Here is a 26279-nt window from a genome sequence, read left to right as displayed (position 1 = left end):
GAGCAGTTGGGGATACTAATACCGAGGTTTCCTCGGAGGTAACGTATGAATAAGAAAATAGCCGCCGTGATACTAATCGTAATGCTCGCGGTTCTCGCGGCGTTGGTAGTAGCCAACACCGTAGCGGAACGGTCGCTGGGAACCGTTAAAGCCACCTTTACCGAAACTCGCTAAGTGAGTCTTACGCACGGCGTCTGGCGGGGCTCCCGCCGCTGCCCTGCCCCGAGGGGCGGGGTTTTTATTGACCGCGTATCGAGAAGATGAAACTCTTCAGATTAAATTTCGCGGCGTGCGTATTTACGTGGCTGGCCTTGGCCGCGGGCGCCGGCGCCGTATACGAAAGCCCGGCGGCGGCAATCGAGCGCGCGAGACTGGCCGGTACACCCGGGCCCGGCGCTACGGCCGAGGCGTGGACCGACGCCGGGTGGTCGGCCCTTTTCGTCGAAAACGATTACGAAAAGGCGCGCCGGCACTTCGAACGAGCGTTGGCTCTCGAGCCGTCCCTGGCCCGGGCCCTCGAAGGTTTAGGCCGGTCGCTCGAGATATCCGGAGACTACTCCCGCGCGCTCCGGGCGTACCTCGAGTTCTTAGCCGCGGCCCCCGACCACCCCGCGGCTTATACATACCTCCATCGTTGCCACGTAATGGAAGAAGATACGGAAGACCGCGATTACTTTCTAGAAACGCTGCGCTCTCTCCGGAATCGCGACGGCGTACCCCCCGCGGTCAGGGCCAAGGCCACCCTTTTTATCTTCGACCGCGCGCACCGCGCCGCCGACTTCGACGAGGCCGAAGCGCTGTTATCTTCGCTCAACTTCGTTAGGGACTGGCAAATCGTAGGCCCTTTCGATAACGAGGGCAAAGAAGGGTTCGACAAGGTTTATCCGCCGGAGAACGGGATTTCGCTCGCGGCGACGTACGACGGGAAAGCCCGGGACGTACGCTGGCGGCGTCTCCCCGCGGCGCTACCTACCGGCTTCTTGGATTTCACGACGGTCCTCGCGCCCGCCGAAAAATGCGTCGCGTACGCGGCGGTCGCGGTAAATTCCCCCGCCCGGAAGGACGCGTCCGTCGCGATAGCGGCGGCCGGCGCAGTTAAGGTTTGGCTCAACGGCGTCGAGACCTTCGCGCGAGACGCTTACCACGAAGGTTACTTCGACCAGTACGTTGCACCCGCGCCCTTATTGCCCGGTTACAATCTTCTACTGGTGAAGGTCTGCGGCGACGACGAGCGCTGGGGCTTCGGCGCGCGGTTTCTGGAAAATGGCGGTGAACCCTTAACCGACGTTACCTTCGACGCCGGCGGCGCCGCCCTAGCCGCAGCTTCCCGCGTCGTCGGCCTTTCTCCCGCACCCTACGACAACCTCGACTACTTCGACCGGCGTATATCGGAAGGCGTGCCCGACGCGTTCGATTACTATTACGCGGCGCTCGCGCACTACGCCCGGGCCGACGCCGACGAGAGAGAAGAGGTCCCGACCAAACTAATGTTCGCCGCGCAGTCGATGATGCCGGAAACCGCGGATTTCCACTACTACGTCGGCGTTACCGAGAAAGAGGAATCCCGCGTGCGCGCCAGCCTGACTAAAACCCTTAAGCTGGCGCCCCAACACAACCAGGCGCGCCTCGCACTGGCGAAATATTTTTACGGCCTGGAGCGCCCGCAGGCCGCCCTGGACGTCATAGACGACGTCTTAAGCCGCAACGCGACTTTCGTCGAGGCCGAGCAATACCGCGCCAAATTGTATTGGGAATCGGGCTACGCCTACGACGCCGCGCGCGTAGCCGGCGAAATTAGCCGGCGGTTGCCGAATTACCCATTCAGCAAAATGGTCGCAGCTTTGTTCGAGACGAATTACGGCGATTTAGCGCGAGCGACGGACCTTTGGCGGACGATTTACGACGCCGACGTCTATTCCACGAACGCCCGCGACGAGCTCTTCGGCCTACTTCTAACCCGGGACGATTTCGAAGGCGCAACGGCGGTAATGCGCCGGGCCTTGGAGGCGGACCCGTACGACATCGGCGCGCGTAAAAAATTGACCACGGCTTTCGACCATTACGGCCTTCACGCCCAAGCCCTGGCCGAGGCCGAAAGCGCCCTTAGCTTCCGGCCGGAAGATTACGAGCTGTGGCGCTACCGGGGGACGTCCCTGGAGGAATTGGGGCGGGAAACGCCAGCTCGTGAAGCTTACAGGAAGGCGGTAACTTTCAAGCGCAACTACCCGGCGTTGGAAAATTACCTCAATTATCTCGAGCCGGCTTCGGAGCGCCGGGCCGTCCCGCGGTTGGATGCGTACGAACTGCTCGCCGCTTACCCGGGGGACGATGTATTTCCGCGCGACTCGGCGGTGTGGCTCCTAGACGACCGCCAGGTAGAAGTATTCGAAAACGGAACGAGTACGCGGACCGTCCATTACGTCGTAAAAACCCTAACGGCGGAGGGAGCGGAGAAGTTCCGAAACGTAAACGTCAGCTACTCCCCGGGGTCAGAAAACGTGGAGTTAAAAAGAACCGCGGTCTTAAAAGCCGACGGGACCGAAATCACGGCGAATCAAATTCAGGAATATAACGTCTTCGACGTTTGGAGTCGGCTGTACTATAGCTACGTCAATAAAGTGATAACGATGCCGAACTTATCCCCGGGCGATACTATAGATATCGAGTACAAAATAAGCCAAACGGGTGAAAACCTTTTCGCCGGCTACTTCGGTGACTTCTATTACTTCGGCAAAAAAAACTCGACGATTCTTGCCCGCTACGCCGTCAGCGTACCCAAAAATCAGAAGTATTATTTCGAACGGGTACGCGGCGCGCCGGCGCCGGGAATCGTACGCGGAAGCAAAACGACGACGTACGTCTACCGGATGGAAAACCTGCCGGCGATAGAGGAAGAGCCGTATATGCCGGCTTCGGCGGAGGTCCTGCCCAGCGTTCAAGTCTCGAACTTCGCCGGCTGGAACGACGTCGGGCGTTGGTACAACGGCCTGATCAAGGACGTTTTCCGGTCTTCCCCGCCGGCCGAAACCCTGGCCGCCAAACTCGCCGCGGACGCGCCGGACGATTTAACCAAACTCCAACGCGTCTACGATTTCGCCGTAAGCCGGATCCGGTACGTGGGCCTCGAGTTCGGCATCGGCGGTTACCGGCCCCATTCCCCCAAACAGTGCCTCGAGTCCCACTACGGCGATTGCAAAGACAAAGCGACGCTCATGAACACCCTTTACCGCCTTACGGGTTTCGAAGCGTATCCGGCGATGATAAGAACCGCGGACTTGGGGGAGCTGGACTACGAGTTACCCATCCTGGGCCTTTTCAACCATATGATCTCGTACGTCAAGCTCCCCGACGGGCGCACGTTCTTCCTCGACGGCACGGCCGAATACCACTCGTACCGCGAACTGCCCGCCGGCGACCAGGGCATTGACGCGCTGGTTATCTTCGGCGACCGGGCGTCTTTCGTCCGCACGCCGGTATTATCCCTTGAGGAGAACCGGATAAGAACCCGAACTAGTTTCGTTCTCCAGCCCGGCGGCGACGCCCACGTTCACCGCGTCGTCGAGTACGGCGCGGCCGACGCGCCCTACCAACGGGAACGTTTTCGGGTGGAGGCTAAGCGAAGGGCCGTAATCGAGGAGTACTGGAACGGCTTGTATCCCGGCACTAAAGTCTTTAACGAAAAATACTCCGACATAACCGACCTCGCGCAACCGGTGCGAGTCGAATACGACGCGGTTGTCAAACGGTTGTACGACCCGGCGAGCGCGCGGGTACATCTCGACGCCGTCGTTCACAAATCGAACTTGCTCGCCCGCTACGGGAAGAAGGCGTCGCGGCGTTGGCCTTTAATACTCCGCGAAAACGAGAAGGCCGTCGCGGAACTAACTTATATTATCCCCGAGGGATACGCGGTCACGGCTCTACCGCTGGCCAAAGAGTTCCGCTCGCCCTTCGGAATCCTGGCCATCGACGTACGCACCGAAGGGAATCGAGTTTCGATCAAACAAGAGCTCGAGCTCTACGTCCAGCGAATCCGACCCGACGACTACGCCGCGTTTCGCGAGTTCTGTTTGAACGTGGACGATTGGGAGAACGAGCCGATAATAATCGAAAAAGTACGGTGAGCTCGGCCGGTAAAAATAAAAAAGGCGGCCCGCCGGGCCGCCTTTTAAGTGTGCGCGGGATCAATCGGTTAAATAATCGGGGAGGATGTACTGCGCCGGGTCGACGTGCGTTCCGCCGACCAGCACCTCGTAGTGGAGGTGGGGCCCGGTGGCCCATCCCGTAGCGCCGACGTACGCGATAATGTCGCCCCGTTTCACGTGCTGTCCCTCTCCCACTCTTAAAGCCGAACAGTGGCCGTAGCGCGTTTCGAAACCGTAGCCGTGTTTTACGAAGACGCAATAACCGTAGCCGCCCTTCATCCCGGCGAAAGTCACCACGCCGTCGGCGGGCGCTACGATCGGCGCGCCCGTGGGGATCGCGATATCGACGCCCTTATGGAATTGGACGCCGCCGAAGATCGGGTTGCGCCGCCAACAGAACCCCGAACAGATATGGCCGCTACACGGTTTTATGGCCGGCGAATGGTCGAAGATATGCCGGGTACGCGTCTGGGCCGTGATGACCTCTCGGAAGGAATCGTTTTGAAGTTGGGCTTGCCGAAGCGCCAACTCGAGGTCGTCGACGTTCTTATCACGACCTAACTTTATCATTTGGGTAATATTCGTAAGGGGGCCGCCGACGCCCGCTTCCCTGACGTCGGCCGGTATGGTCTCCAGGTCGTGTATTACCCGCATCGCGTCGTCTAAACTCGCGAGCGCCGATAGCTTGCCTTGAAGCCGGCCCCGTTCCCAGGCGATGTCGTCGAAGCGGGTGTCGCGCGCGCCGGCCCGGCTCTTCAATCCGTCCAACCGGCCCGCAAGCTCCTTACGGGAGGCGTACTGGAAACTTATTACGAGGAGCCCCGCCGCGAACAAACACGAAGCGGCGGCGACGACGTAACACCTGAAAAGGGAAATGCGAAACGTGCGATTTACGCCCGTACCGCTGGGAGCAAATACGATGGATACGTGCTTCTTGCGAAGCCGACGTATGTTCTCATGTATGCGTGTGGACCGAGTCACGCGGCCTTTCCCTTAGGGACCCCATTTTAAATAATTCTCTAGATTTGTCAAGGAAAAAAAGCCCCAAAGCCCTAAAAAATAAAATTTTCCGAGCCCATAGTCCCCCTATCCAACATAATAAAATTTTAACGATACGCTTTTATTCACCCGAAACGCCTGAGCCTCTTTGCTTTCAAACCTTATCGTCGCCCGGGTAGAGCGGCGACATAGCACGAAGACGCTTCGCCACCTCGGGTAGAACGTCGACCACCTTGTCGATCTCTTCCGCGGTGTTCTCCGGCCCCAACGTGAATTGGAGCGAGCCCTGCGCCACGGCAGGGTCGAGGCCGCAGGCCAACAGAACGTGCGACGCCTTAAGCGCCCGCGACGAACAGGTCGAGCCGCTCGACGTGCATATCCCCTCGCGAACCAGGAGGAGTATCATCGCTTCGCCCTCGACGTACTCCACGCATACGGACTCGTGCGTCGGCAGCCGCCGTTCGGGGTGGCCGTTCAAGTGTAGGCGGGGAATGCGCTCGAGGAGGCCTTCGTGCAGCCGGTCGCGGAGGGAGCGTACGTACGCGGACCTTTCCTCCATCTCTTCCTCGGCGATACGCGCGGCCTCCCCCAGGCCGACGACGGCCGGGACATCCTCCGTCCCCGCGCGCCTGCCGCCTTCTTGAATGCCGCCGTCGATCTGCGGTTGGACCCGCACCCCTTTCTTGAAGTACAACGCGCCCGAGCCCTTAGGGCCGTAGAAGCGATGCCCCGAGACCGACAACAAGTCGACGCCCGATTCCTTGACGTCCACCGGTATATGCCCCACCGCCTGGACGGCGTCGGCGTGGAACGCCGCGGCTGAGTTCTCCCGGACTACGTTCACCAGTTCGGCTACAGGCTCTATGGTGCCTATCTCGAGGTTGGCGAGGTTGACGCATACGAGCGTCGTGTCGGCGCGCAGCGCCGCCTTGAGGTCGGCCGGGTCGACGATACCGTAACGGTCGACCGGGACCGTAGTTACCTCCCAACCGAGCCTGGCCATACTCTGCGCCGCGTTCGCCACCGACTGGTGCTCGAGCGCGGACACTACTATGTGCCGGCCCTTCTTCTCGCGCGCGAGCGCGACCCCCTTGACGGCGAGGTTGTTCGCCTCGCTCCCCGACGACGTGAATATGAGCTCGCGGCTCTCGCAGTTAAGCAGCGAGGCGAGTTGGCCCCGGGCGCGCTCGAGCGCCTCGCGCGGCCTCTCGCCGAAGGGGTGCGTCGAGAGAGGATTACCGAAGTACTCGGCGACGTACGGCCCCATCGCCTCGACGACGCGCGGGTCGGGCCGCGTCGTCGCCGCATTATCCAGATAAATTAAACCCATTAGTACCACCCCATCACCGAGGCCGAAAAAACCCGGCGCTTCGTTAGGCCGGGCTTTTCTTATATTATAACATACGTAACGTTATTTAACCACGACCATCTTCCGGGCCGCGGCGGCGCCGCCCGCCTCCAGGCGGTACGTGTAGACGCCCGGGGCCAGGTCCGATACGTCGACCGCCATCTCGTCGTCTCCTTCCGAACAAACCGCTTTCCAGGCCGCCGCCACTTTCCGGCCCGCCAGATCGTATACCGTCAACTTCGCCTCGGCCGGTGCCGGCAGCGAGAACCTGACGGTCGTTACGTCCCGGGCCGGGTTGGGATAATTCTGCTCGAGCGCGAAAGCGCGCGCCCGGCCGCCGGCCCGGCACTCAATCGGCCCGAAGGTTTCGCCGGCGCCTTTCAAAGCGACGGCCTCGAGCCAATAGCGGTACTCCTCCCCGGCCTCGACGCCCCGGTCCATATACCCGTACGGCGAGCGGCCGGTTATGAGCTCGGCGTTCAACTTGGTCCGCGCGTCGTCGCTCGCGGCGGCCTTCCGGTAAAGGTTAAAGCCCGCTAAGCGCGCGCCGGGGTTCGTCTTCCACGTAAGTTTAACGGCTGCTCGGGCCGGCTGCGCCTCGAACGACGCTACCGGAACGTCGACGACGTTGGTCTTCTTGCACAGCACCCAGCCATATTTATCGAACTCGACGTTAGTCACCGGACCGCCGTACGTGAACTTGAAGCGGTGATGGCGGTCCTTGACGAAGACGGTCTCGACGTGAGTGCCGCGGCCCTGCGTCGTAATGGTGAGGTCTATCGGCATGTCGAACAGCGGCGTAAGGCGGGACTGCTTCTGGACCTGGCAGATGTTCACGGTCACCGAGTTGCCGGCGGCCGTCCAATCGTATTCGTACACCGGGTAACCGGCCCGATAGACCCAATCGTCGAAGAACTCCTGCAGGCTCTTGCCGTATTCGGCTTCCATCGCCCGCTGGAGCTGGTACGTGAAGGCGTGGCCGAACTCGTAGGCGCGGCCGTAATTATTCCACGCCCGGAAGAACTTCTCGTCGCCCAGGATATGGCGCAGCATATGCAACACCCAAGCGCCCTTCTGATATACGGTGGCGCTCCACGGCTCGGCCGGGTCGTATACCGGGAACCTCCGCCGCGCGTCCTCGGCGAAGTAGGAGTTCGCGAAAAGCTGCATCCGGTCGCGGAAAGCCTGTTTGCCCTTATCGTGCTCTTCCCACAACGCGTCGCAGTAAGTGCCGAAACCTTCGTTCAACCACAGGTCCTTCCAGGTACCGGGCGATATGCAATCGCCCCACCACATGTGGCTCAGCTCGTGGGCCAGGATGTGGTCCGACGTGTGGTCGGGCCGTATGTATGGGGAGTTCAGCGTAATGCAGGTTTGGTTCTCCATCGCGCCGAAGTAACCCATCTCGGCCTCGGCCACGCCGTACTTCTCATCGTCGAACGGATACTGCCAGAACTTGTTGGAGAAGAAGTTCATCATCCGCGGTACGTTTTCAAAACAGATAGCGGCGTTGGCGCGGTGTTCCGGGAAGACGTAGTACCTGATGGGGATGCCGCCCCAGCTCGAGCCGAAGCGGGAATACTTGTACGCCCCGGAAATACTTACGAGGTACGTCGCGATGCGGTTCTCCGTAACCCACGTAAACGTCTTGGTGTTACCCGGGTTGCTCTTCTCACTCTTTAGGACGCCGTTGGCGGCGACGTACCAGTCGTCGCGGCACGTAACCTTCAACTCGACGCGGTCGGCCTTGTCGTTCGGCAGGTCGTAACACGGGAACCAATGCTGCGCCTCCTCCATCGCCGAGCAGACGTAGACGCCCTTGTTGGTGAAATAAAGGCCGTCCTCGGGTTTGCCGCTGTAGAACACCGTTGCGGCGAACTTCTCCCCTTTCTGCTTCGGCGCCAGGAGCGTAATCTCCAGCACGTCGTTCGCGTGCTTAAAGGTACAATTCTTTCCGTCCTGCTTGACGGCCGAGACGGTCATGTCGTTTCCGAAATTGAACTGGACCTCGCGGAGGTCGTTCTTCGAACTCGTGGCAGTTATTTTGCAGTTGCCCGAGATCTTCTTTTGAACGTCGTCCAGCTTTACGTCGATAACGTACTCGCGGACGTCGTAGTCGTGCGGTACCGCCGGCGCGTCGCTCGTGCCCTTCGCCCCGTCGTAGAGGTGGGGTACGTACAGGCGCGGTTCGTCCAGTATATCCGCCGACGGATTGTATAGGGCGACAGCGGGAACGGCGGTCGCCGCGGCGACAACGATTAAAATAAACTCGGCGCGCATATAATCTCTCCTAGGAAGTAAAGCGGGATACCGGGTCACCAACGGCGACGCTTATAACTTTCAAACGAAACGCGGTCCGTTTAAGGAGCACATAGAACCGCTCACGTACGCCAAAGCAGGAAGACTTAGGCCCGAAACGAACCCGCGTTTCCCGCACCTATTGCCTATCGCGGTTTTCAAGGGCCCCTACGCCCCGCGAATATTTCAATCGCCTCCCGCAACTCCTCGAGCGTAAGCGTCGTTCCGCGGCACGGCCCCTGCGGCCTTTGGTTGGCCACACCGAGCACGGGCCGGTCGTTCACGACGTAGATGCCCGTAATCAACTCCCGTTCGCACGCCACCCCTATCACCGCGCGCGGCTCGAAATGCCGCACCACCGACGGGACGACGCTGCCGCCGGTAAGCACCGCCATCACGACGTCGTCGTATTCCTCGCGCAGGTCCAGGATTTCGGCTACCGGGCACTCGCCGCAGCGGCGGCAGCTGTCCACGTCCTCGACGAGCGGCTGGCTGCACTCGGGCCGCTGTATGCAACGCGGCAACAGTACGAGAACCGGGCCCGGCCTTTTAGAGCGGTTCGCCGTCGCCCGCGTAACGGCGTTCGATACCCGGACCGCGGAGTGAGCCATACGGTCGCCGGTGGAGCCGAAAAGGCGCGCTAACCGTCGGGCCGGCGCGGCGAATTTCATAATTATTCGGCTCGAGCGCCCGAGCGGTAAGAGTAACCCCTTCCCGGTATACGTCGTCGCGATTATCCCCAGATATTCTAAAAATAAATACGAAATTAAAACGCCGCCGGCCAACAAGACGGCGGAGGGCAAGAAAGGCGAAAACGCCTCGAGCCGCGGCGCGGTAAAATACCAAAAGAGAACGAACAAGGCCGCGGCCCCCGTGATAAGGATGCCTACCGCGGCCAGGAAAAGCGCCGGCCCTTGTTCAATAGCGGCCTCGAAGCCGGCGAGCGCGCCGGCTTCGCGCCACTCGTCGCCCAGGTAGCTCGTATCTTCTACCCCTACGACGCTTTTTTCTCGAGCCGAACCGGCCATAATAAGAACGCGCCGCCCGGACGCGGACGGCGCCGTTTGTCGCCGGGCGATGACACCGCCCTAGGTTGAATCCCTAAGCTTCTTCTTCCGGAACGCAGCAGTCGACCGGGCAGACGTCTGCACACGAGCCGCACTCATCGCATTTCTCGGGGTCTATGATGTAGATGGGGTCCCCTTCCGAGATGGCCTCTTCCGGGCACTCCGGGATGCAAGCGCCACACGCTATGCAGTCTTCGGTTATCTTGTATGCCATTTTTCGGCATTCCTCCTTTTTTAGCCTTCACCCGGTTTATATTTGGAATATCGCGCTTCGTATTTGTCAAAAGCCGGGCCAAACGTAGCAAAAAAGGGTTCCCCCGTCAAGCCCAAAGTTCCCCCTTTCGTCTCGTAACCCCGCCTCTCTCGCAGGCTGACCCGTTTCCCCATTCGTTTGTTCTTTACAAAAAGCCGTCGAAATAATATAATTACCATAGACATGATTATACGAGAGGTTAGGCCTTATGCTTAACGTTAGCGGAGAGGTTTTCAAACGATACGGACGCGTCTACCAACCCGGAGAGGTGGTCGTCCGGGAGGGCGACGTGGGCGAATCGATGTTCATCATCCAAGAGGGCGAGGTCAGGATCCACAAAAGGATTCGCGACCGCGAGACCACGTTGGCGGTACTTAAGGCCGGGGATTTTTTCGGCGAGATGGCGATTATCGATAAAGAACCCCGTTCCGCGAGTGCGACCGCGGCGACCGAAGCCAAGATCCTCGTCCTATCGAAGGATATATTCGAATCGCAAATTAAAACTAATCCTAAAATAATAATGTCTATCCTGCGGAAGATGAGTGAACGGCTGCGCGCCGCCGACCGCCAGATAAAAACCCTCCTCATGCGAGACAACCACTCCCGCGTTACGGGCACCCTGCTGTTGCTGATGTCGAAGCGAGGTACCCCTTCCGAGCAAGGCGTCGTGATGGACCGCAAAGAGACGCTCGACGAGCTCGTGAACATGACCGGCCTACCGCTGGAGAAAGCCGAGGAAGTACTCGAGACGCTGCGCCGAGCGGGAATCGTAAGGTTTGAAAACAACGTTATGATGGTCAAATCGGCCGACAGCCTGGAAAGATTTATGAACTATTTGGAGATGAAAGAAGAATTCGGCCTGTAAAATTCCCAACCCCTCATAAACGTTGGACCAATTCAAATACATCCTATTGTGGTTGATCGCCGCGTTTTTGATCGCGGACTACCCGCTACAATTAAACTTAGTCTTCGAAATACGTTACAAATACAGGTTCGGGGGGCTGTTGCACGTCGCCATCCACGCTCTGGCGGGGCTTTTTCTGTTATACCCGTACCTCGCCCACTGGCAGATATGGGCCGCGTTCGGCGCCACGATCATCCTCCACTATTTTATCGACACCGTCAGCAAGACCAATATCTACATGTGGCTCGCCGACCAGGCTTCGCATATCGTCTTAATAGCGGGCGTGGCGTTCCTCGGCCGGCACCTACAACCGCTACCCCTACCCCACATCGTCGCGCAGTACTACTTTAATGCACCCTTCGCGTTATACGTAATCGGCTACCTGGCGGCGACCTTCGCCGGTACGATATTCATCTTTTTCGTAAAGATGACGTTCCGAAAGGGTTACCAAACCCGGCCTATACTACTTTATGAGAAAACCACCGGCGTCGTATCGCGCGCCGTAGTCGTTACGGCGATAATACTCGGCTTCAAACTTACCCCCGCCTTCTTCTTCGTCGCGCCCGTACCCGACCTGCTCCGCCTTTACCAGGTAGTAACGTTACGGGGTGACGAACGTCATTACAAAGACGTCTACCCCGCCGACGTACTGATTTCGTTCCTGTACGCCGCGGCCATCGGCGTAGCGCTCGCTTTCGTATAAAGCATGCCGACGAAAAGAACCATAATAACGGCCCTGGCCGTCGCTTCGGCGGGAATCGCGCTCGGTTTCGAAAGAAACCCCGGCGGCGACGCGGGTGCGGCCGCCGGTTGGGGATTGGGAGCCCGGGCGGAAGCTCTGGGCCGGGCGTACACGGCGCTGGCCGGCGACGCCGCCGCAGTGTATTGGAACCCCGCCGGCCTGGCCGCCCTCGAGCGCACCGAGCTCGCGTTCGCGTACGGCGCCCCCTTCGGCGCCGCGGGCGACGTGACGCTGGGCGACGTCGTCGTCGCGAAGCCGCTACTTTACACTATGGGAGAAGAAGCCGGCGGCGCCGGCTCTCTGGGAACGCTCGCGGCCGCGGTCGCGTTCCGCCGGGCCGGCGGAATAATCGAGGCCGACGAAAACGGCCCCACCGGCCGCACCTTCGCCGATACCGACGTCGAACTTTATCTGGGCTACGCCCACGCGTTAGGGAGTAAGGCCGCTTTCGGCCTCGCGCTTAAAAACGTCACCCGGAAAACCGCCGATTACAGCGACTCCGGTTTCGGCCTGGACCTCGGCGGTACTTATAAACCCCTCGCCGACCTTACGTTGGGAGCCGTGGTCCGGAACGTCATAGCCCCCAACTTCCGCCTAAAGGCGCTTAAGGACGCGCCGCCGCTGACGCTCGAGCTGGGCGCCGGCTACGAATTCTTCAACCTCTTATCGCCGACGGCGTCGCTCGAGATAACGCGAGAGGGGTTCTACGACGTCGGCGCCGGCGTCGAAATTACGCCCGTAAAATACGTCGCCCTTCGCGGCGGGTATTACACCGGCGACGAAAGGCCGCGGGCTGGTATCGGCTTCGCGCTGGGTAGTTTCCGTTTCGACTACGGCCTTCGCATCGGGGGGCCCCTGGGGGATTCGCATTTGGCTTCGGTATCGCTGCTTTTAGGCGGCGTCGAACCTCCCCCGGGAGCCGTCGTGCCCGAGGAGGAAGGGTACATCGAGTTTGAACCGGAAGAAGAACCCTCCCCCGAAAGTGAAGGCGCCGAAGGCGAAGAGGAAACCGCCCCGGGGATACCGGGAATTGACGAATTATTCGAGGAGAGCTCGGGGGGGCCGTAACGGGGGCGGCCCAACGTTATTTTTACTAAAAAAGAAGCCCCCGAACGGGGGCTTATTGGGCGATGCAGGACTCGAACCTGCGACCCCTTGCATGTCAAGCAAGTACTCTAGCCAACTGAGCTAATCGCCCTTAGCAGCGGTAGTATATCCGAGTTTAGTGGGAACGTCAAGAAGAAATTATGCTTCGGGATACGTTTAAAGAATTTTTAGGCGCCACGCTGGGCGACGTGCTCTCGTCGCTCGCCTTAGCAGTGGTCGTTTTCGCGGCCGGCCGCGCCGTCTTCGCCGTCCTCAGGAGGATTTTAAAGTTAGAAGGGCTCCGAGTTACGGTCAACATTTTCCTCCTATTGCTCGCGGCGGCGGCCTTCGAGCACGTCTTCGATTACGAGTGGACGCCCGCCGTCGGCCGGATAATGCGGGCCCTGATATTCGTCTTCGGCGTATACCTCGCGTTCCGCCTGCTCGAGCATATATTCGTACGCCGCGTCACCAAAGAGAAAAAACGCGTCGAAATCCCCCGTATAGTCCGCGATATCGTACGGCTCGCGGTTATTGTCCTCGCCGTACTATTCGCGTTGAAGGCCTTTTTGGGGCTCGAGCCGACGGCCCTTATCGCGACTTCCACCGTTCTTTCCGCGGTCATCGGCCTCGCGATGCAAGACGTGCTGGCCAACATATTCGCCGGTATCGCTCTCCAGATCGGCAAACCGTTTCGCGTCGGCGACTGGGTTACCGTCTACGACCAAACCGGAACGGTCATCTCGACGTCGTGGCGCGCGACCCGCATAAGGACCCGCGACAATCACATCATCGAAATAGCGAACGCTAACATCGCGAAGGCCGAAATCTACAATTACTCCGTACCCACGCCTCTCCAGCGCCGTCACGTCGAGGTGGGCGTAGTATACGGCGTCCCGCCCAATACGGTGAAACAGGTGCTGTTGGAGGCCGCGCTGGCGGCGAAGGGCGTCTTAAAAGAACCGGACCCGGACGTTCTCCTTACCGAATACGGCGACTTCGCAATCACATATCGCGTACGCTACTGGCTGAAGGATTTCGCGGACGTGCCGCGGACCGAAGACCGCATTATGACCAATATCTGGTACCACTTCAAACGCGCCGGCATCACCATCCCATTCCCCATCCGCGACGTTACGCTGCGCCATATCGACGAGAAGGCCGAGGTTCGGGCCGCTGAAGACCGCGTGGCGCGCGTCAGAGCGTATTTTGAAGACGTCGACCTTCTGGCGGCCCTCTCTAAAACCGAGCGCAACAAACTCGCCGCGGGCGCCGCCGAAAGACGTTACGCCGCCGGCGAAAGGGTCGTCCGCCAGGGCGACCACGGGTCCGAATTCTTCATCGTCGTATCGGGCAAGGTCCGGGTTACCGTACGGCGCGAGGACGGCCGCGCGGCCGAAATCGGTACGTTCGGCCCCGGGTTTTTCTTCGGCGAGATGGCCCTTTTAACCGGCGAGCCGCGCCGGGCCACGGTCACGGCGACGGAGGATACGGACGTGGTCGTAATCGGCAAGGACGAATTCCGGGAGATAATCGCAGCCCACCCCAAAATCGCCGTAAAATTATCTGCCGCCGTAGAAAAACGCCGAGCCGATATCGAAAAGGAATTCGCCGAAGCGGGCGACGCCGACGCGGCCGCGGCGGTGGAAGACGAATACTCCCGCGAGAACGTATTGAAGAAAATAAAAACTTTCTTCGACATCAAATAAACGCTTCCCGCGACCACGCCCCGCGAAAACTCGCCTGCCGAGCGGATTGCCGCGTTGTTTCCGTTTAGGGGGCCGCCGCCGCCGGCGCACGGACTTCCCGGATGCCGCGCCCGCGCTATTTCCGCCGGACGCGTTTTAAGTTACATACCAAAAGATGGTAAGCTTAAATAGAAAAGTTTTATTATGGTATAATAATTTTTTTAAACCCGCTCGACCTTGCTTTGGATTCGACCTTTTCGAGCAATAAATTATGAACGAAGAAAATAAAAAGACACAAGAAGAAGACCCGGCCAAGCGTAAAATCCCTACCGGCATCTGGGTAAAATGTAAGGGCTGCCGCGAGCCGCTCTTCGCCGCCGAGCTCGAGCGCAACCTTATGGTCTGCCCGAAGTGCGATTATCACTTCCCGCTCAGCGCTTATAAACGCATCGACCTTTTAACCGACGAAGGGTCGTTCCAAGAATACGACGCCGACCTGACCGCGGTCGACGTACTGTCCTTCGCCGATAAAAAGCCGTACACCCAACGCCTCGCCGAAGCCACGAAGAAGGCCGGCGTCAAAGACGCCGTCGTAACCGGCCTGGCGACGTTGGAGGGCATCCCCATTTCGATCGGGGCGATGGACTTCAGCTTCATAGGCGGCTCGATGGGCAGCGTCGTCGGCGAGAAGGTGGCCCGCGCGTTTAAGCGCGGCGTCGCCCACCGCCGGCCGGTCGTGATCGCGCCCACGTCGGGCGGCGCCCGCATGCAAGAGGGCGTCGTCTCCCTCATGCAGCTCGGCAAGACCAACGCCGGCGCGGCCGAGTTGGCGGACGCCGGCCTCCCCTACGTCGTCGTCATTTCCGACCCCACGACGGCGGGCGTGATGGCTTCCTACGCCTCGGTGGGCGACGTAATCATCTCCGAGCCAAACGCGCTTATGGGTTTCGCCGGCCCGAGAGTCATTATGGAAACCATCCGCCAGGAGCTGCCGCCCGGCTTCCAGCGGGCCGAATTCCAGCTCGAGCACGGCTTCGTCGACATCGTCGCCCACCGGCGGGACGTCAGGGGTATCGTCGCCGAACTGTTGGAAGTTCTAACGCCCGAAGGCGTACTCGGCTCGAGTAGCGATGGGAAGCGTTAGTGACCGGCCCGGGCGGAATTCGAAACCTCCTATCGGCAACCGGACGGTCCGTCCTTGGGCTCGCCGGCGCCGCGGCGGTGGGCTTCTACTGGAGCCTGGCCGAGACGCTGCTTATCCGGCACACCTTTGCCTCCGGTATCTATTTTAGCAGGAGCTTCCTTTCGGCCTTAAACGGCCGCTTCGTTTTTTACGGCCTCGTCGCCGTCGCCCTCGCGTTACTATTCGCGTTGGCGTTTAGCTTTTGGCGGCCCGCCAGGCGGAGTAGCGCCCCGCGGGGCTCCGTCCGCGCGCGGGCGCTGACAGCTACGGCCGCCGTCGCCCTCGGGGCCAATCTATCTTTCCTCTTCCTCTATCTTATTTACGAAAAAACGGACCTGCCCTCGTGGAACAAGGCCGCGTACGCCGCGGGCGTTCTAATAGCGACGTTGATTACGGCCGCCGTCGTAACGGCTTTAAGCCGGCTCTACGCGAAATACCAAACCGCACGCCGCGCGGTTCTATACGCGTCTTATATTCTATTGGCCGTCGCCGCGGTCGGCGCGTTATCGTCCGCTTTTCACGTCCGGCATAAGAGCCGGACGCGCCCGACCCCGACGGAGCTTCCCTACGTCGTCGTGATAACGCTCGACGCGTGGCGGGCCGACGCGTTCGACGAAAAGCTTACGCCCGCGCTGTACGACTTCGCTCGTAGGAACGGCCTGGTCTTTACGAACGCGCGCGCCCCGTCGACGTGGACGCTGCCGTCTTTCTCGGCGGCGTTAACGGGCTCGCACAATTTCGCCGACGCAGAGGGGTTACGAACCGGCGGCTCGAGCCGTAAGCCGTGGGACGCCGTCCCCCGTACCTGGGCCGAAGTGATGCGGGACAACGGCTACGATACGTACGCCGTCCTGAGCAATCCCCACCTCGATACGGTCCGCCTTATCTTCCGGGGTTTCTCCCATTTCGACTACGTCGACTTCCACCCTCCCTTAGCCGCGGTTCACTTTTACGACACCGCCTTGTATTTCGCCGTTCGCGGGCGTAAGTGTTCGCGCGAAGTACCGGGCGAAACGACACGGAGCCTGGTGGATAAAACCCTTAAGGTCCTTCGCAGGCCGACAAGAAGGCCCAAGTTCGTATGGGTGCATATCCTCGACCCGCACTTCCCGTACCAACCACTTCGCCGCGTATTGGAAGAGAGTGCTCCCTTTTTGCTGAATAAAACTCACTACGGTACCGACAGGAAGTATTTGACGGAAACGAACTCCCGTATCTTAAAAGCGCTGTACGAAGAAGAAGTGAGGAGCACCGATTCGCTCGTCGCGCCGCTCCTGGCCGAGCTCGAGCGAAGACCGGACTCGCTGGTAATCATCTCGGCCGACCACGGCGAAGAATTTTTCGAACACGGCGGCAAGGAACACAGCCATACGCTGTACGACGAAGTATGCCGGGTCCCGCTCATCGTCGCGCTGCCGGGCGCGGGACGTTCCCGCCCTCGCGTAGGCGTTGTGCCGACGCCGGTGAGCCTGGTGGACGTAGCGCCCTCGGTCCTAAACTACCTGGGCCTGCCGGTACCGCCGACGATGGAGGGGCGGCAAGATTTACTTACCGGCAGCCCGCCTGAGGCTCGAGAGGTTTACGCTACGTTAAACCGCGCGGTGAATATGCTCGCGGCGCTGGCCGAAGGCGATAAGAAAGTTATTGCGAAAATTAAGGGCGATAACGCCGAGATAGAATATTTCGATTTAAAGGAAGACCCAACGGAACAAAGGCCGCTGCCGCTGGACGACGAGGGCCGACGGTTAAAAGATAAACTCCTAAAATGGGTAGACGAGAGAGACGTCTCCCGCGGAATCGACGCCGGCGACGCGTCGCTGTTCGGCGAACGGGCGGACTTGCGGGCGTTGGGCTATATGTAAAACCCCTACCGTACGACGTCACCCGTAACGACCGGCGGCGGCGATAACTTTATTTGGGGAACGTAAGAAGCTTTGGTTAAATCTAGTCGCATACGAACGACGCTGGCCAAGGGCGCGCGAGCGCTCCGTTGGCCCGCGGCCGCCTTCGCCGTAGGCGTCGTTTGGGCCCTGGCCGAAACGCTGGTAATCCGAACCGTTTTCGAAACCGGTTTCTACTACAGCCGGAGTTTTATTTCCGCCCTCAACGGCCGCGTCGTCTTCTACGGCCTGGTTTCCCTGGCCGTATGGGCGATAGTCACGTCCGGCGCGATCTTATGGCGCCGGGTTTTCGGCGGCAGCTTTTCACTAGCGGCCATAAGCGGGCGGGCCATAGCCTTTGGGGCCGCGGCGGCGGCGTGGTTCAACCTAACCATCGCCGGGGCGTACTTAGTCCACGCCCAATTCGGCGTGCCCCTCCGCAACCGCCTCGCACTTATAACGCTGGGCGCCGTCCCGTCACTCGTACTCGTGGCCGCGTTCATATTTCTTCTAACCCGGTTGCGGCGGCGCTTCGCGGTGGCTCGAGCTGCCTCGAAATACGCCGGTTACACGTTATTGGCCGCGGCCTTGGCGCTGGCCGCGGTATCCTACGGCTACGAACGTATCCGCTCGTTATCGCGGCCCAGGCCATCCGGCCTACCGAACGTCGTGTTCTTAACGCTCGACGCGTGGCGGGCGGACGCCTTCCGCGACGAACTCTCGCCGGCGATCGCGACCTTCGCGCGGGAAAACGGCCTGGTTTTCACTAACGCCCGGGCGCCGTCGTCATGGACGCTGTCGTCGTTCGCCGCCATATTTACGGGGTCATACAACGTAACGCGGCCGAGCGGCGTCGAACGCCGAGACGACGTACGTACGACATGGGCTGAGATAATGCGCGACGGCGGGTACGACACGTTCGCCGTCGTTCATAATCCGCACTTGGATACCGTCCGGTTCGTGAACCGCGGTTTTAACCACTTCGACTGCGCCCGGTTCAACGCTTTTTTATCAGCGATTCATTTCTATGATACGGCCTGGTACTTCGCGATGAGGGGACAATGCTTCGTACCGGAGATACCGGGCGAGGCCAACTACATATTAACGGAAAAAACCCTGGCCCTCGTACGCAAGAGCTCTAAAAGGCCGAAATTTATTTGGGTCCATTATTTAGACCCCCACTACCCGTACCAGCCCACGGCCCGGGTATTGCGGGAAAAGGCACCCCACCTAACCGTTAAAACCGACCTCGGAACCGATATAGAAAATTTATCGCCCGAAAACGCGGCCGGGATAAAAACGCTATACGAATGTGAGGTCGAGAGTACGGACCGGGAAGTAGCGCGGCTCCTGGCGGAGCTCGCGGCCGAACCCAACACGCTGGTTATCATATCCGCCGACCACGGCGAAGAGTTTTTCGAACACGGAGGGACTCGACACAATAGGACCGTATACGATGAGGTATGTAAAGTACCGCTCATAATAGCGTTGCCGAAGCCGGACCGCACGCACGTCACCGTAGGCGAAAAGTCGTCTCCGGTTAGCCTGGTGGACGTCGCCCCCTCCGTTCTCCGCTACCTCAGCTTACCGGTGCCGCCGACGATGGAAGGCCGGGAGGATATATTGTCGGGCGAAATCCCCGGCGACCGTCAGGTCTTCGTTATACTTAACTCCCTCGAATATCTGACCGCGGCGCTAATCGTCGGCGATAAAAAAGTCATAATGACGCTCGAGGGCGGCGACGTCCGCACCGAATATTACGACTTAAGCGCCGACCCCGGCGAACAAAGGCCGCTGCCCCTCGACGAGCAAGGCGAGCGGTTACAAACGGAACTCCGCGAGTGGCTCGACGGGTTGGACGTTACGCGCGAAGGCGGCGCCGCCGATACATCTTTATTCGGCGACCGGGCGGATTTGCGCGCGTTGGGTTATATGTGATAGCCGCGCGGCGAGATAAATATGGCACCCGAAAACCGGACACCGAACGTATTAGTTAAAGCCGCCGGCCCGGTCGGATGGTTGGCGGCGGCCGTCGGCGTCGGCGTCTACTGGGCCCTCGCCGAGACGCTCATCCACCGCGGCCTTTATGCCACCGGCTTCTACTACAACTCGAGTTTCGCAGCTGCCCTCAACGGCCGCATCATCTTTTACGGGCTGGCCTCTTGTGTCCTCTGGACATTATTCGCGCTGGCGATAAAGCTCGTACGCCGCCTACGCCGGCGCGGTTCGGCCTCGGCCGTCGGCCCGCGAGCCTTGGCGGCCGTGGCCGCAGTGGCCACGTGGGTTAATTTGGACATCGTCGCGATGTACGTCCTGTACGAGCGGCTCGGGATAAAGGTAAAACAAGGGCTTGCCTTCCCGGCGCTCGTCGGCCTCCCCGCGTTACTCGTAACCGCCGCGCTGTTACTCGTATTGATTTATTTATCGCGACGCCCCGGCCGGGCGAAGGCGGTATTAAGAACCGCCGGCCGAATCATCTTGGCGGCGGGCGTCGCCCTCGGCGCTTTTTCGTACGGCCTAAAATACTACCGTTCCTGGTCTCGAGCTAAGCCGGCCGAGTTGCCGGACGTCGTCTTCATAACGTCGGACGCCTGGCGGGCCGACGCGTTCAACGCCGAATTCTCGCCCGAGATATTAACTTTTGCCGAACGCGACGGCGTCATCTTCGGCCGCGCCCGCTCGACGGCGCCGTGTACGCTCCAATCCTTCGCCGGGGCATTGACCGGTTCGTACAACGTCACCCGCTGCGACAGCATGGAATATAAAGAAAGCCTCCGAACGACTTGGGCCCAGGTTATGTGGGCGCGGGGCTACGATACGTACGCCGTTCTCAGCAATCCCTACCTCGATACGGTTCGCTTGCTCCACCGCGGCTTCGCCCACTACGACTACGCCGACTTCAACCCTCTCCTGGCCGCGGTTCGTTTCTACGACACCGCTTGGTACTTCGCTATTAGGGGTAGCGCGTTCGAACCCGAAGTCCCGGGTACGACCAGCCGCCGGTTGACGGATAAGACGCTCGCCGTCCTGCGTAAAAAAACGCCCAGGCCGAAGTTCGTTTGGGTTCATTATTTGGACCCCCACTACCCCTACCAACCGAGCGACGCCGTACTCCGGGAAAACGCGCCCGACCTGTTAATCAAAACGGCCTACGGCACGGACCGCAGCAAATTGGACGCGAAAAACGTACGGACCATAAAAGAGTTGTATGATTACGAGGTAAAAACTACCGACGGGTACGTGGCGCGCCTTTGGGCCGAGCTGGCCGCTCGCCCCAACACGTTGGTAATCATAAGCTCCGACCACGGCGAGGAGTTCTCCGAACACGGCCAATTCGAACACCGGAAGACGCTGTACGACGAGGTTATTCGCGTTCCGCTGATAATCTCCTTGCCGAAAGACGATCGCGGACGCTTTACCGCCTCGCGCGTCTCGGCGCCGATAAGCCTGATAGACGTAGCGCCGTCGACCCTTACTTACCTCGGCTTCCCCGTCCCCGGAAAGATGGAAGGCCGGACGGATATAATCACAGGCAGCGCGCCGGAAGAGCGGGGGGTATACTCGACCCTTTGGCACCCCGACGGCTACTTCCTCGCGACGCTGGTCAAGGGCGATAAAAAGATCATCGAAAAAATTAAGGGCGGCGAAACGACGTTCGAATATTTCGATTTAGCCGCGGACCCCGGCGAACGAAATCCCCTACCGCTCGACGATACCGGCGAGGGTTTACGGGACAACGTCGCCGCGTGGGTACGCAACCACGTCAACTTCCGCGAAAGCGGCGTCGACGAAGCGCAAATATTCGGCGACCGCGCCGATTTGAAAGCTTTAGGATACGTACAATAAGTTTTAGGCGGTTGCACCGCTTTTTAGTTTTTACCGCGTCATTTTGGCGCGAGGGGGAAAATAAAACCGCCAATTTGACAAAACACGACACCGCCCTCTGCGGCGAAATCCCTTGAGAATAACGGGTTTCCGGGCACCGTATTTTTGGCACATTATTTGCGATATACTTATACGAATTCCCCCACCAGTTACCGTCGCACCCGAGTTATAGAAAGGAGCCTAACTTATGATCAAAGTCCGCCCGTTGGGAGACCGCATCCTCGTCAAACGCCTCGAGGAAGAGGAAGTAAAGAAAGGCGGCATAATTATCCCCGATACCGCCAAGGAGAAACCCCAGCGCGGCGAAGTTATAGCCGTGGGCCTGGGGCGTCTGGACGAGGAGGGCAAGCGCTTACCGCTCGACGTACAAGTCGGCGACAACATTTTATTCGGCAAGTACGCCGGCAGCGAAGTGACCATAGACGACGACGAATACCTCATCATGCGCGAAGAGGACGTCCTCGCCGTCATCGAAGAAAGCAAACCCGGTAAAAAAGCCGGACAGAAAAAATCCTCGAAATAGCACCCCTAGGAGGGTCCGCTAATGGCAAAACAACTCGAGTACGGCGTAGACGCCCGCGCCTCGATTCAGAAGGGCGTTAGACAACTCGCCCGCGCCGTCAAGGTAACGCTGGGCCCGAAAGGCAGGACCGTCATCCTCGATAAAAAATTCGGAAGCCCCGTGATTACCAAAGACGGCGTCACCGTCGCCAAAGAGATCGAGCTCGAAGACCCTTTCGAAAACATGGGCGCCCAAATGGTCCGCGAGGTCGCCTCTAAAACCTCCGACATGGCGGGAGACGGTACCACGACGGCTACCGTCTTGGCCGAAGCCATCTTCAACGAGGGCTTGAAAATGGTCACCGCCGGCGCCAACCCCATGGCCATAAAGCGCGGAATAGACGCCGCGGTCGAGGCCATAGTCGATAAGTTCAAGGAAGTCTCCGACGACGTAAAAGAATCCAAGGAGATCGCCGCCGTCGGTACGATATCGGCCAACAACGACCCCGCCATCGGCAACCTTATCGCCGACGCGATGGACAAAGTGGGCAAGGACGGCGTAATCACGGTCGAAGAGGCCAAGGGCATGGAGACAACGCTCGAGGTCGTCGAAGGAATGCAGTTCGACCGCGGTTACCTCTCGCCCTACTTCATCACCGACGCCGAGAAGATGGAATGCGTCCTCGATGAGCCGTACATCCTCATCTTCGAAAAGAAGATAAGCGCGCTCCGCGACCTCCTGCCGCTCCTCGAAACCATCGCGAAAACGGGCAAACCGCTCCTGGTCATAGCCGAAGACGTCGAGGGCGAAGCGCTGGCGACGCTCGTCGTCAACAAAATCCGCGGCATCCTCAAATGCGCCGCGGTCAAAGCCCCCGGGTTCGGCGAACGCCGCAAAGCCATGATCGAGGACATCGCCATACTGACCAACGGCCGGGCCATAACCGAAGACCTGGGCATCAAGCTCGAGAACATCCAGATGGAGGACCTGGGCCAGGCGAAGCAGGTCAAGATCGATAAGGACGATACGACGATCGTGGGCGGCTTCGGCTCGGACGACGCCATCAAGGGCCGTATCGCGCAAATTAAACGCCAGATCGACGACACCACGTCGGATTACGACCGCGAAAAGCTCCAGGAACGCCTGGCCAAACTCGCCGGCGGCGTCGCCGTGATAAGCGTGGGCGCCGCTACCGAGACCGAAATGAAGGAGAAAAAAGCCCGGGTCGAAGACGCCTTGAGCGCGACGCGGGCCGCGGTCGAAGAGGGTATAGTCCCGGGCGGCGGCGTTATTTTTATCCGCGTCATGGGAGCCCTCGACGGCCTCAAGCTTAAAGGCGAAGAGAAGATAGGCGCCGACATAGTGGGTAAAGCGCTTCAATCGCCGCTCCGCCAAATAGCCGATAACGCCGGCGAAGAGGGTTCGCTCGTCGTCCAAAAAGTAAAGGACGCCGACGACGTCAACTTCGGGTTCAACGCCGAATCGAACAAGTACGAAAACCTCGTCAACGCCGGCATTATTGACCCGACCAAAGTCGTCCGTCTCGCCCTACAGCACGCCGCTTCCATCTCGGGTTTACTGCTGACTACCGAGGCGCTGGTAACGGAGAAACCGGAAGACGAAAAAACGCCCTCGGCGCCTCCCGGCGGCATGGGCGGGATGTATTAACCAAACACCGCTACAGGTATCTAGTCGAGGCCGGCCCCGGGCCGGCCTTAGCGTTTCGTAACCCCCGCGAAAACGCGGCCCTGGGTAATAAGCGTCCGCCAAGCCGTTTTCACTATAACCATTTTTACCTTGCTAACGCTACTCCAAATCGTTATATTATACGCGTCGGCGGAGTAGCTCAGTCGGTTAGAGCACGCGGCTCATATCCGCGGCGTCGTGGGTTCGAATCCCTCCTCCGCCAAAATACGCTATGCGTATCCTAACGTTAGCGGCCGCGGCGGCGGTTTTCGTTCCCGGCGCGGCCTTGGCCGTAGGCCGCGAGGACGCACGGCTTTCCGTCGAGGGTGCTATCCCGCCGGCGCCCGAAGCCGCTGAGGAAAGCCCCCTCGATAATTTAACGCCCCTCAAGCGCGACGTCGAAGCGGGCGAAGTCGCCCCGGCGAAGCTGGCCGCAATTATGGCCGAGGGCAACGCCGCCGCCCGCTACGCGGACGTGGCCGAGGTAGCGGAGGTCGCTTTGGGCACGCCCGCATCGGTCATCGCAGCGGCCGAAGCGGCCCGGGCCGCGGCGGCTCGCGCCGAGGAACGCCGTACGGGAAAAGCGGCCGACGAATCCGCCGAGACCGCCCGCGAATACTATCCCGGCTTCCCCGGCTACCAAAACGACGCCCGGGTACGAAACGAAGCCGGCGTCGCTTACTATTCGCTGGGGCGGGCCGCCGACGCCCACGAGTCTTACCTGGCGGCGATTTCCCTGGCCCCGGCTTACGACGAACCGTACGCCAACCTGGGTCTGTTGTACCGGCGAAAGGGTTGGTACGAGAAGGCGTTGGAGCAATACGCCAGGGCCCTCGAGCTCGGGCCCACGAACGAGGCCGTGTGGTACAATCGGGCCGTCGTCCTGGAAAGATTGGGTCGCATCGAAGAAGCGGTATCTTCGCTCGAGACGGCGGTAAAGCTTGCGCCGAAGTACAGGGCTCCCACCAGACGCTTAGCGCTGTTGTGGTACGACCTCGGCGACTATGAAACCGCGTACGCCTTCACCCAAAAGCTGGCCTACTTGACCGAGAGCGACGAAAACGCTACGGCCGACGAAATCGCATCGGCGAACGAGCTATTGACTTTGACCCGAAACCGGTTGGGAGGTAAAAAGGCAGAAGCCACTTTAACCGTCGAGGGGACGGCGGCGACGCCGCCTGCGCCTTAACGAGGAGTAAAAACCCGATTACGCGGGAGGTTAAAAATGGCCGATTTCGATACGTTTAAAAAGTACTTCGGACGCAAAAATAATAAAACGGGTTACCTCGCGACGATGGCGGGCCGTGGCCGCCCCACCCTCAGGCCCATTTCGTTCTTCCTCCTCGGGAAAAAAATTTACTTCTGCACGTACTCCGGCGACGCCAAAGTTAAACAGATAAAGAAGAACCCGAACGTCGAAGTATGTATCCCGGTGAACCGCGGTCGGTGGCGCGGTTATTACCGCATCGCGGGCGAAGCCGGACTTTTAACGGACCCGGCGGCCCGCAAACGGCTGTTCCGAAAAATACCTTACCCGACGGAAGGTTTTTGGAAAGGCGCCGACGACCCCAAATTCGCCGCGGTGGAAATTAAACGCGTCGCCAGCCGTTATTTACCGCCGGCGAAGTACCAAGAGGTCGCCGTTAAACTTTAACCGCCGAGGGCACGTCCAACTTGTCCGATAACGTAAGTTATGGTAAAATACCGACCACAGGAGGAGTCACCGTGAGAAAATGGTGGATAATACTAGCTGCGGTTGCTACCGTCCTCTCGCTGCTCGCGTGCGAGGAGGCGCTGGAGAAAGGTAGTATCGAAGGCAACGTCAAAGACGACGGCCAAAACGTGCAGGGCGCTTTTGTCCTCCTGCTCGACGAGGGTAAAATGCTGGCCGGCGAGACGCCGCTCGGTAACGGTTCCGTGACGAACGCCCAGGGGAACTATACTATCCTGTTCGTGGAACCCGACAAGAATTATTATATCGTCGCGGTAAAAGACGAAAAGGGCGATACGACGTACACGCCGGGCGCGGACCCGATAGGTTACTACGGAAGGTACAGCGAGGTGACCAAACTCTGGTATCCCGCACCCGTCTCGGTCGTCTCCGGAGAGAAGAAAAAAGGCATCAACGTCGCCGATATGCACATAATACCCGTCCCTTAAAAGCCGACGCGCGGACGTCCTTAAAACCGTGGGGCATAGTTACCTATGCCCCTTTTTAACGACGACCTTATGCCCGCAAAGAAATACATATTCATAAAAGGCGCCGCGGCGCACAATCTAAAGAACGTCGACGTCAAGATCCCGCGCGACCAGCTCGTCGTCATAACCGGCGTCTCGGGCTCCGGCAAATCGACGCTCGCCTTCGATACGTTGTACGCCGAGGGGCAGCGGCGATACGTGGAATCGCTCTCGGCGTACGCCCGCCAATTCCTCGGCCAAATGGACAAGCCGGAAGTCGAATACATCGAAGGGCTTTCCCCCGCCATAGCCATCGAGCAGAAGTCCGCCAGCAAGAACCCGCGCTCGACGGTCGCGACCGTTACCGAAATCCACGACTACCTCCGCCTCCTCTTCGCCCGCGCCGGCGACCCCTACTGTTATAAATGCGGCAAA

General features: G+C 59.7%; 21 protein-coding genes and 2 tRNA genes. 17 read left to right on the top strand and 6 right to left on the bottom strand.

All coding sequences use genetic code 11. The annotated features are described in order from the left end of the window. Positions 1-45 precede the first annotated feature (45 nt). Positions 46-174: a hypothetical protein gene (locus VMX79_12540; GenBank protein HUV87925.1), complete on the top strand. Its 129-nt coding sequence runs from the start codon at positions 46-48 to the stop codon at positions 172-174. 86 nt (positions 175-260) lie between these two features. Next, complete coding sequence (locus tag VMX79_12535; GenBank protein HUV87924.1) at positions 261-4124, top strand: DUF3857 domain-containing protein; 3864 nt, start codon at positions 261-263, stop codon at positions 4122-4124. Positions 4125-4184: 60 nt separating this feature from the next. Here the strand turns inward: VMX79_12535 and VMX79_12530 are convergent, their stop codons facing one another. The 5 genes from VMX79_12530 to VMX79_12510 all read right to left on the bottom strand — a co-directional run bounded on the left by VMX79_12530 (position 4185) and on the right by VMX79_12510 (position 10071). Next, the gene (locus VMX79_12530) at positions 4185-4913 is read right to left on the bottom strand and encodes a M23 family metallopeptidase (GenBank protein ID HUV87923.1); all 729 of its coding nucleotides are present in this window, start codon (positions 4911-4913) and stop codon (positions 4185-4187) included. A 385-nt stretch (positions 4914-5298) separates the two neighbouring features. Beyond that, entirely contained in the window at positions 5299-6474 is a 1176-nt protein-coding gene (locus VMX79_12525) for a cysteine desulfurase family protein (protein ID HUV87922.1), read from the bottom strand. 81 nt (positions 6475-6555) lie between these two features. Next, positions 6556-8772: a M1 family aminopeptidase gene (locus VMX79_12520; protein HUV87921.1), complete on the bottom strand. Its 2217-nt coding sequence runs from the start codon at positions 8770-8772 to the stop codon at positions 6556-6558. Between the two features lie 176 nt (positions 8773-8948). After that, entirely contained in the window at positions 8949-9818 is an 870-nt protein-coding gene (locus VMX79_12515; GenBank protein ID HUV87920.1) for a DUF116 domain-containing protein, read from the bottom strand. A 73-nt stretch (positions 9819-9891) separates the two neighbouring features. Further along, on the bottom strand, positions 9892-10071 hold the full coding sequence (locus VMX79_12510; GenBank protein HUV87919.1) for a 4Fe-4S binding protein: 180 nt from the start codon (positions 10069-10071) through the stop codon (positions 9892-9894). Between the two features lie 247 nt (positions 10072-10318). On the opposite strand from VMX79_12510, the gene VMX79_12505 reads away from it, so the two are divergent. Genes VMX79_12505 through VMX79_12495 form a run of 3 tightly spaced genes read left to right on the top strand, consistent with a single transcriptional unit; the run spans position 10319 to position 12824 of the window. Beyond that, positions 10319-10975 (top strand): Crp/Fnr family transcriptional regulator, encoded by a 657-nt coding sequence (locus VMX79_12505; protein HUV87918.1) that lies wholly within the window; start codon positions 10319-10321, stop codon positions 10973-10975. Positions 10976-10997: 22 nt separating this feature from the next. Continuing rightward, the gene (locus VMX79_12500; protein HUV87917.1) at positions 10998-11717 is read left to right on the top strand and encodes a DUF3307 domain-containing protein; all 720 of its coding nucleotides are present in this window, start codon (positions 10998-11000) and stop codon (positions 11715-11717) included. 3 nt (positions 11718-11720) lie between these two features. Further along, positions 11721-12824, top strand: a complete 1104-nt coding sequence (locus VMX79_12495; protein ID HUV87916.1) for a hypothetical protein — start codon at positions 11721-11723, stop codon at positions 12822-12824. A gap of 56 nt (positions 12825-12880) precedes the next feature. On the opposite strand, the gene VMX79_12490 is transcribed toward VMX79_12495, so the two are convergent. Further along, positions 12881-12954: transfer RNA gene (locus VMX79_12490), tRNA-Val, on the bottom strand. A 49-nt stretch (positions 12955-13003) separates the two neighbouring features. Between VMX79_12490 and VMX79_12485 the strand changes: the two genes are divergently transcribed. From VMX79_12485 to VMX79_12430, 12 genes are all read left to right on the top strand, one after another. Further along, positions 13004-14551, top strand: coding sequence for a mechanosensitive ion channel family protein (locus VMX79_12485; protein HUV87915.1), 1548 nt, complete (start codon positions 13004-13006; stop codon positions 14549-14551). 250 nt (positions 14552-14801) lie between these two features. Continuing rightward, entirely contained in the window at positions 14802-15674 is an 873-nt protein-coding gene (gene accD / locus VMX79_12480; GenBank protein ID HUV87914.1) for an acetyl-CoA carboxylase, carboxyltransferase subunit beta, read from the top strand. Positions 15675-15751: 77 nt separating this feature from the next. Next, on the top strand, positions 15752-17575 hold the full coding sequence (locus VMX79_12475; GenBank protein HUV87913.1) for a sulfatase: 1824 nt from the start codon (positions 15752-15754) through the stop codon (positions 17573-17575). A 72-nt stretch (positions 17576-17647) separates the two neighbouring features. Further along, entirely contained in the window at positions 17648-19531 is a 1884-nt protein-coding gene (locus VMX79_12470; GenBank protein ID HUV87912.1) for a sulfatase, read from the top strand. 21 nt (positions 19532-19552) lie between these two features. Further along, on the top strand, positions 19553-21439 hold the full coding sequence (locus tag VMX79_12465) for a sulfatase (GenBank protein HUV87911.1): 1887 nt from the start codon (positions 19553-19555) through the stop codon (positions 21437-21439). A gap of 229 nt (positions 21440-21668) precedes the next feature. Continuing rightward, a complete protein-coding gene (groES, locus tag VMX79_12460; protein HUV87910.1) occupies positions 21669-22001 on the top strand; it encodes a co-chaperone GroES in 333 nt (110 codons plus the stop codon). Between the two features lie 21 nt (positions 22002-22022). Then, complete coding sequence (groL, locus tag VMX79_12455; protein ID HUV87909.1) at positions 22023-23648, top strand: chaperonin GroEL; 1626 nt, start codon at positions 22023-22025, stop codon at positions 23646-23648. A 167-nt stretch (positions 23649-23815) separates the two neighbouring features. After that, positions 23816-23889: transfer RNA gene (locus tag VMX79_12450), tRNA-Met, on the top strand. Positions 23890-23898: 9 nt separating this feature from the next. Further along, on the top strand, positions 23899-24855 hold the full coding sequence (locus VMX79_12445) for a tetratricopeptide repeat protein (protein ID HUV87908.1): 957 nt from the start codon (positions 23899-23901) through the stop codon (positions 24853-24855). A gap of 36 nt (positions 24856-24891) precedes the next feature. Continuing rightward, on the top strand, positions 24892-25320 hold the full coding sequence (locus VMX79_12440) for a pyridoxamine 5'-phosphate oxidase family protein (GenBank protein HUV87907.1): 429 nt from the start codon (positions 24892-24894) through the stop codon (positions 25318-25320). 71 nt (positions 25321-25391) lie between these two features. Next, positions 25392-25826, top strand: a complete 435-nt coding sequence (locus VMX79_12435) for a carboxypeptidase-like regulatory domain-containing protein (GenBank protein HUV87906.1) — start codon at positions 25392-25394, stop codon at positions 25824-25826. A 69-nt stretch (positions 25827-25895) separates the two neighbouring features. Further along, positions 25896-26279, top strand: a 384-nt coding sequence (locus tag VMX79_12430) for an ATP-binding cassette domain-containing protein (protein ID HUV87905.1), incomplete at its 3' end; no start/stop codon positions are given.

Source organism: bacterium (assembly GCA_035529855.1).
Taxonomy (GTDB): Bacteria; RBG-13-66-14; B26-G2; order WVWN01; family WVWN01; genus WVWN01.
The sequence above is the reverse complement of the archived record's forward strand: the minus strand, read 5'-3'. Positions and strand labels throughout refer to the sequence as shown.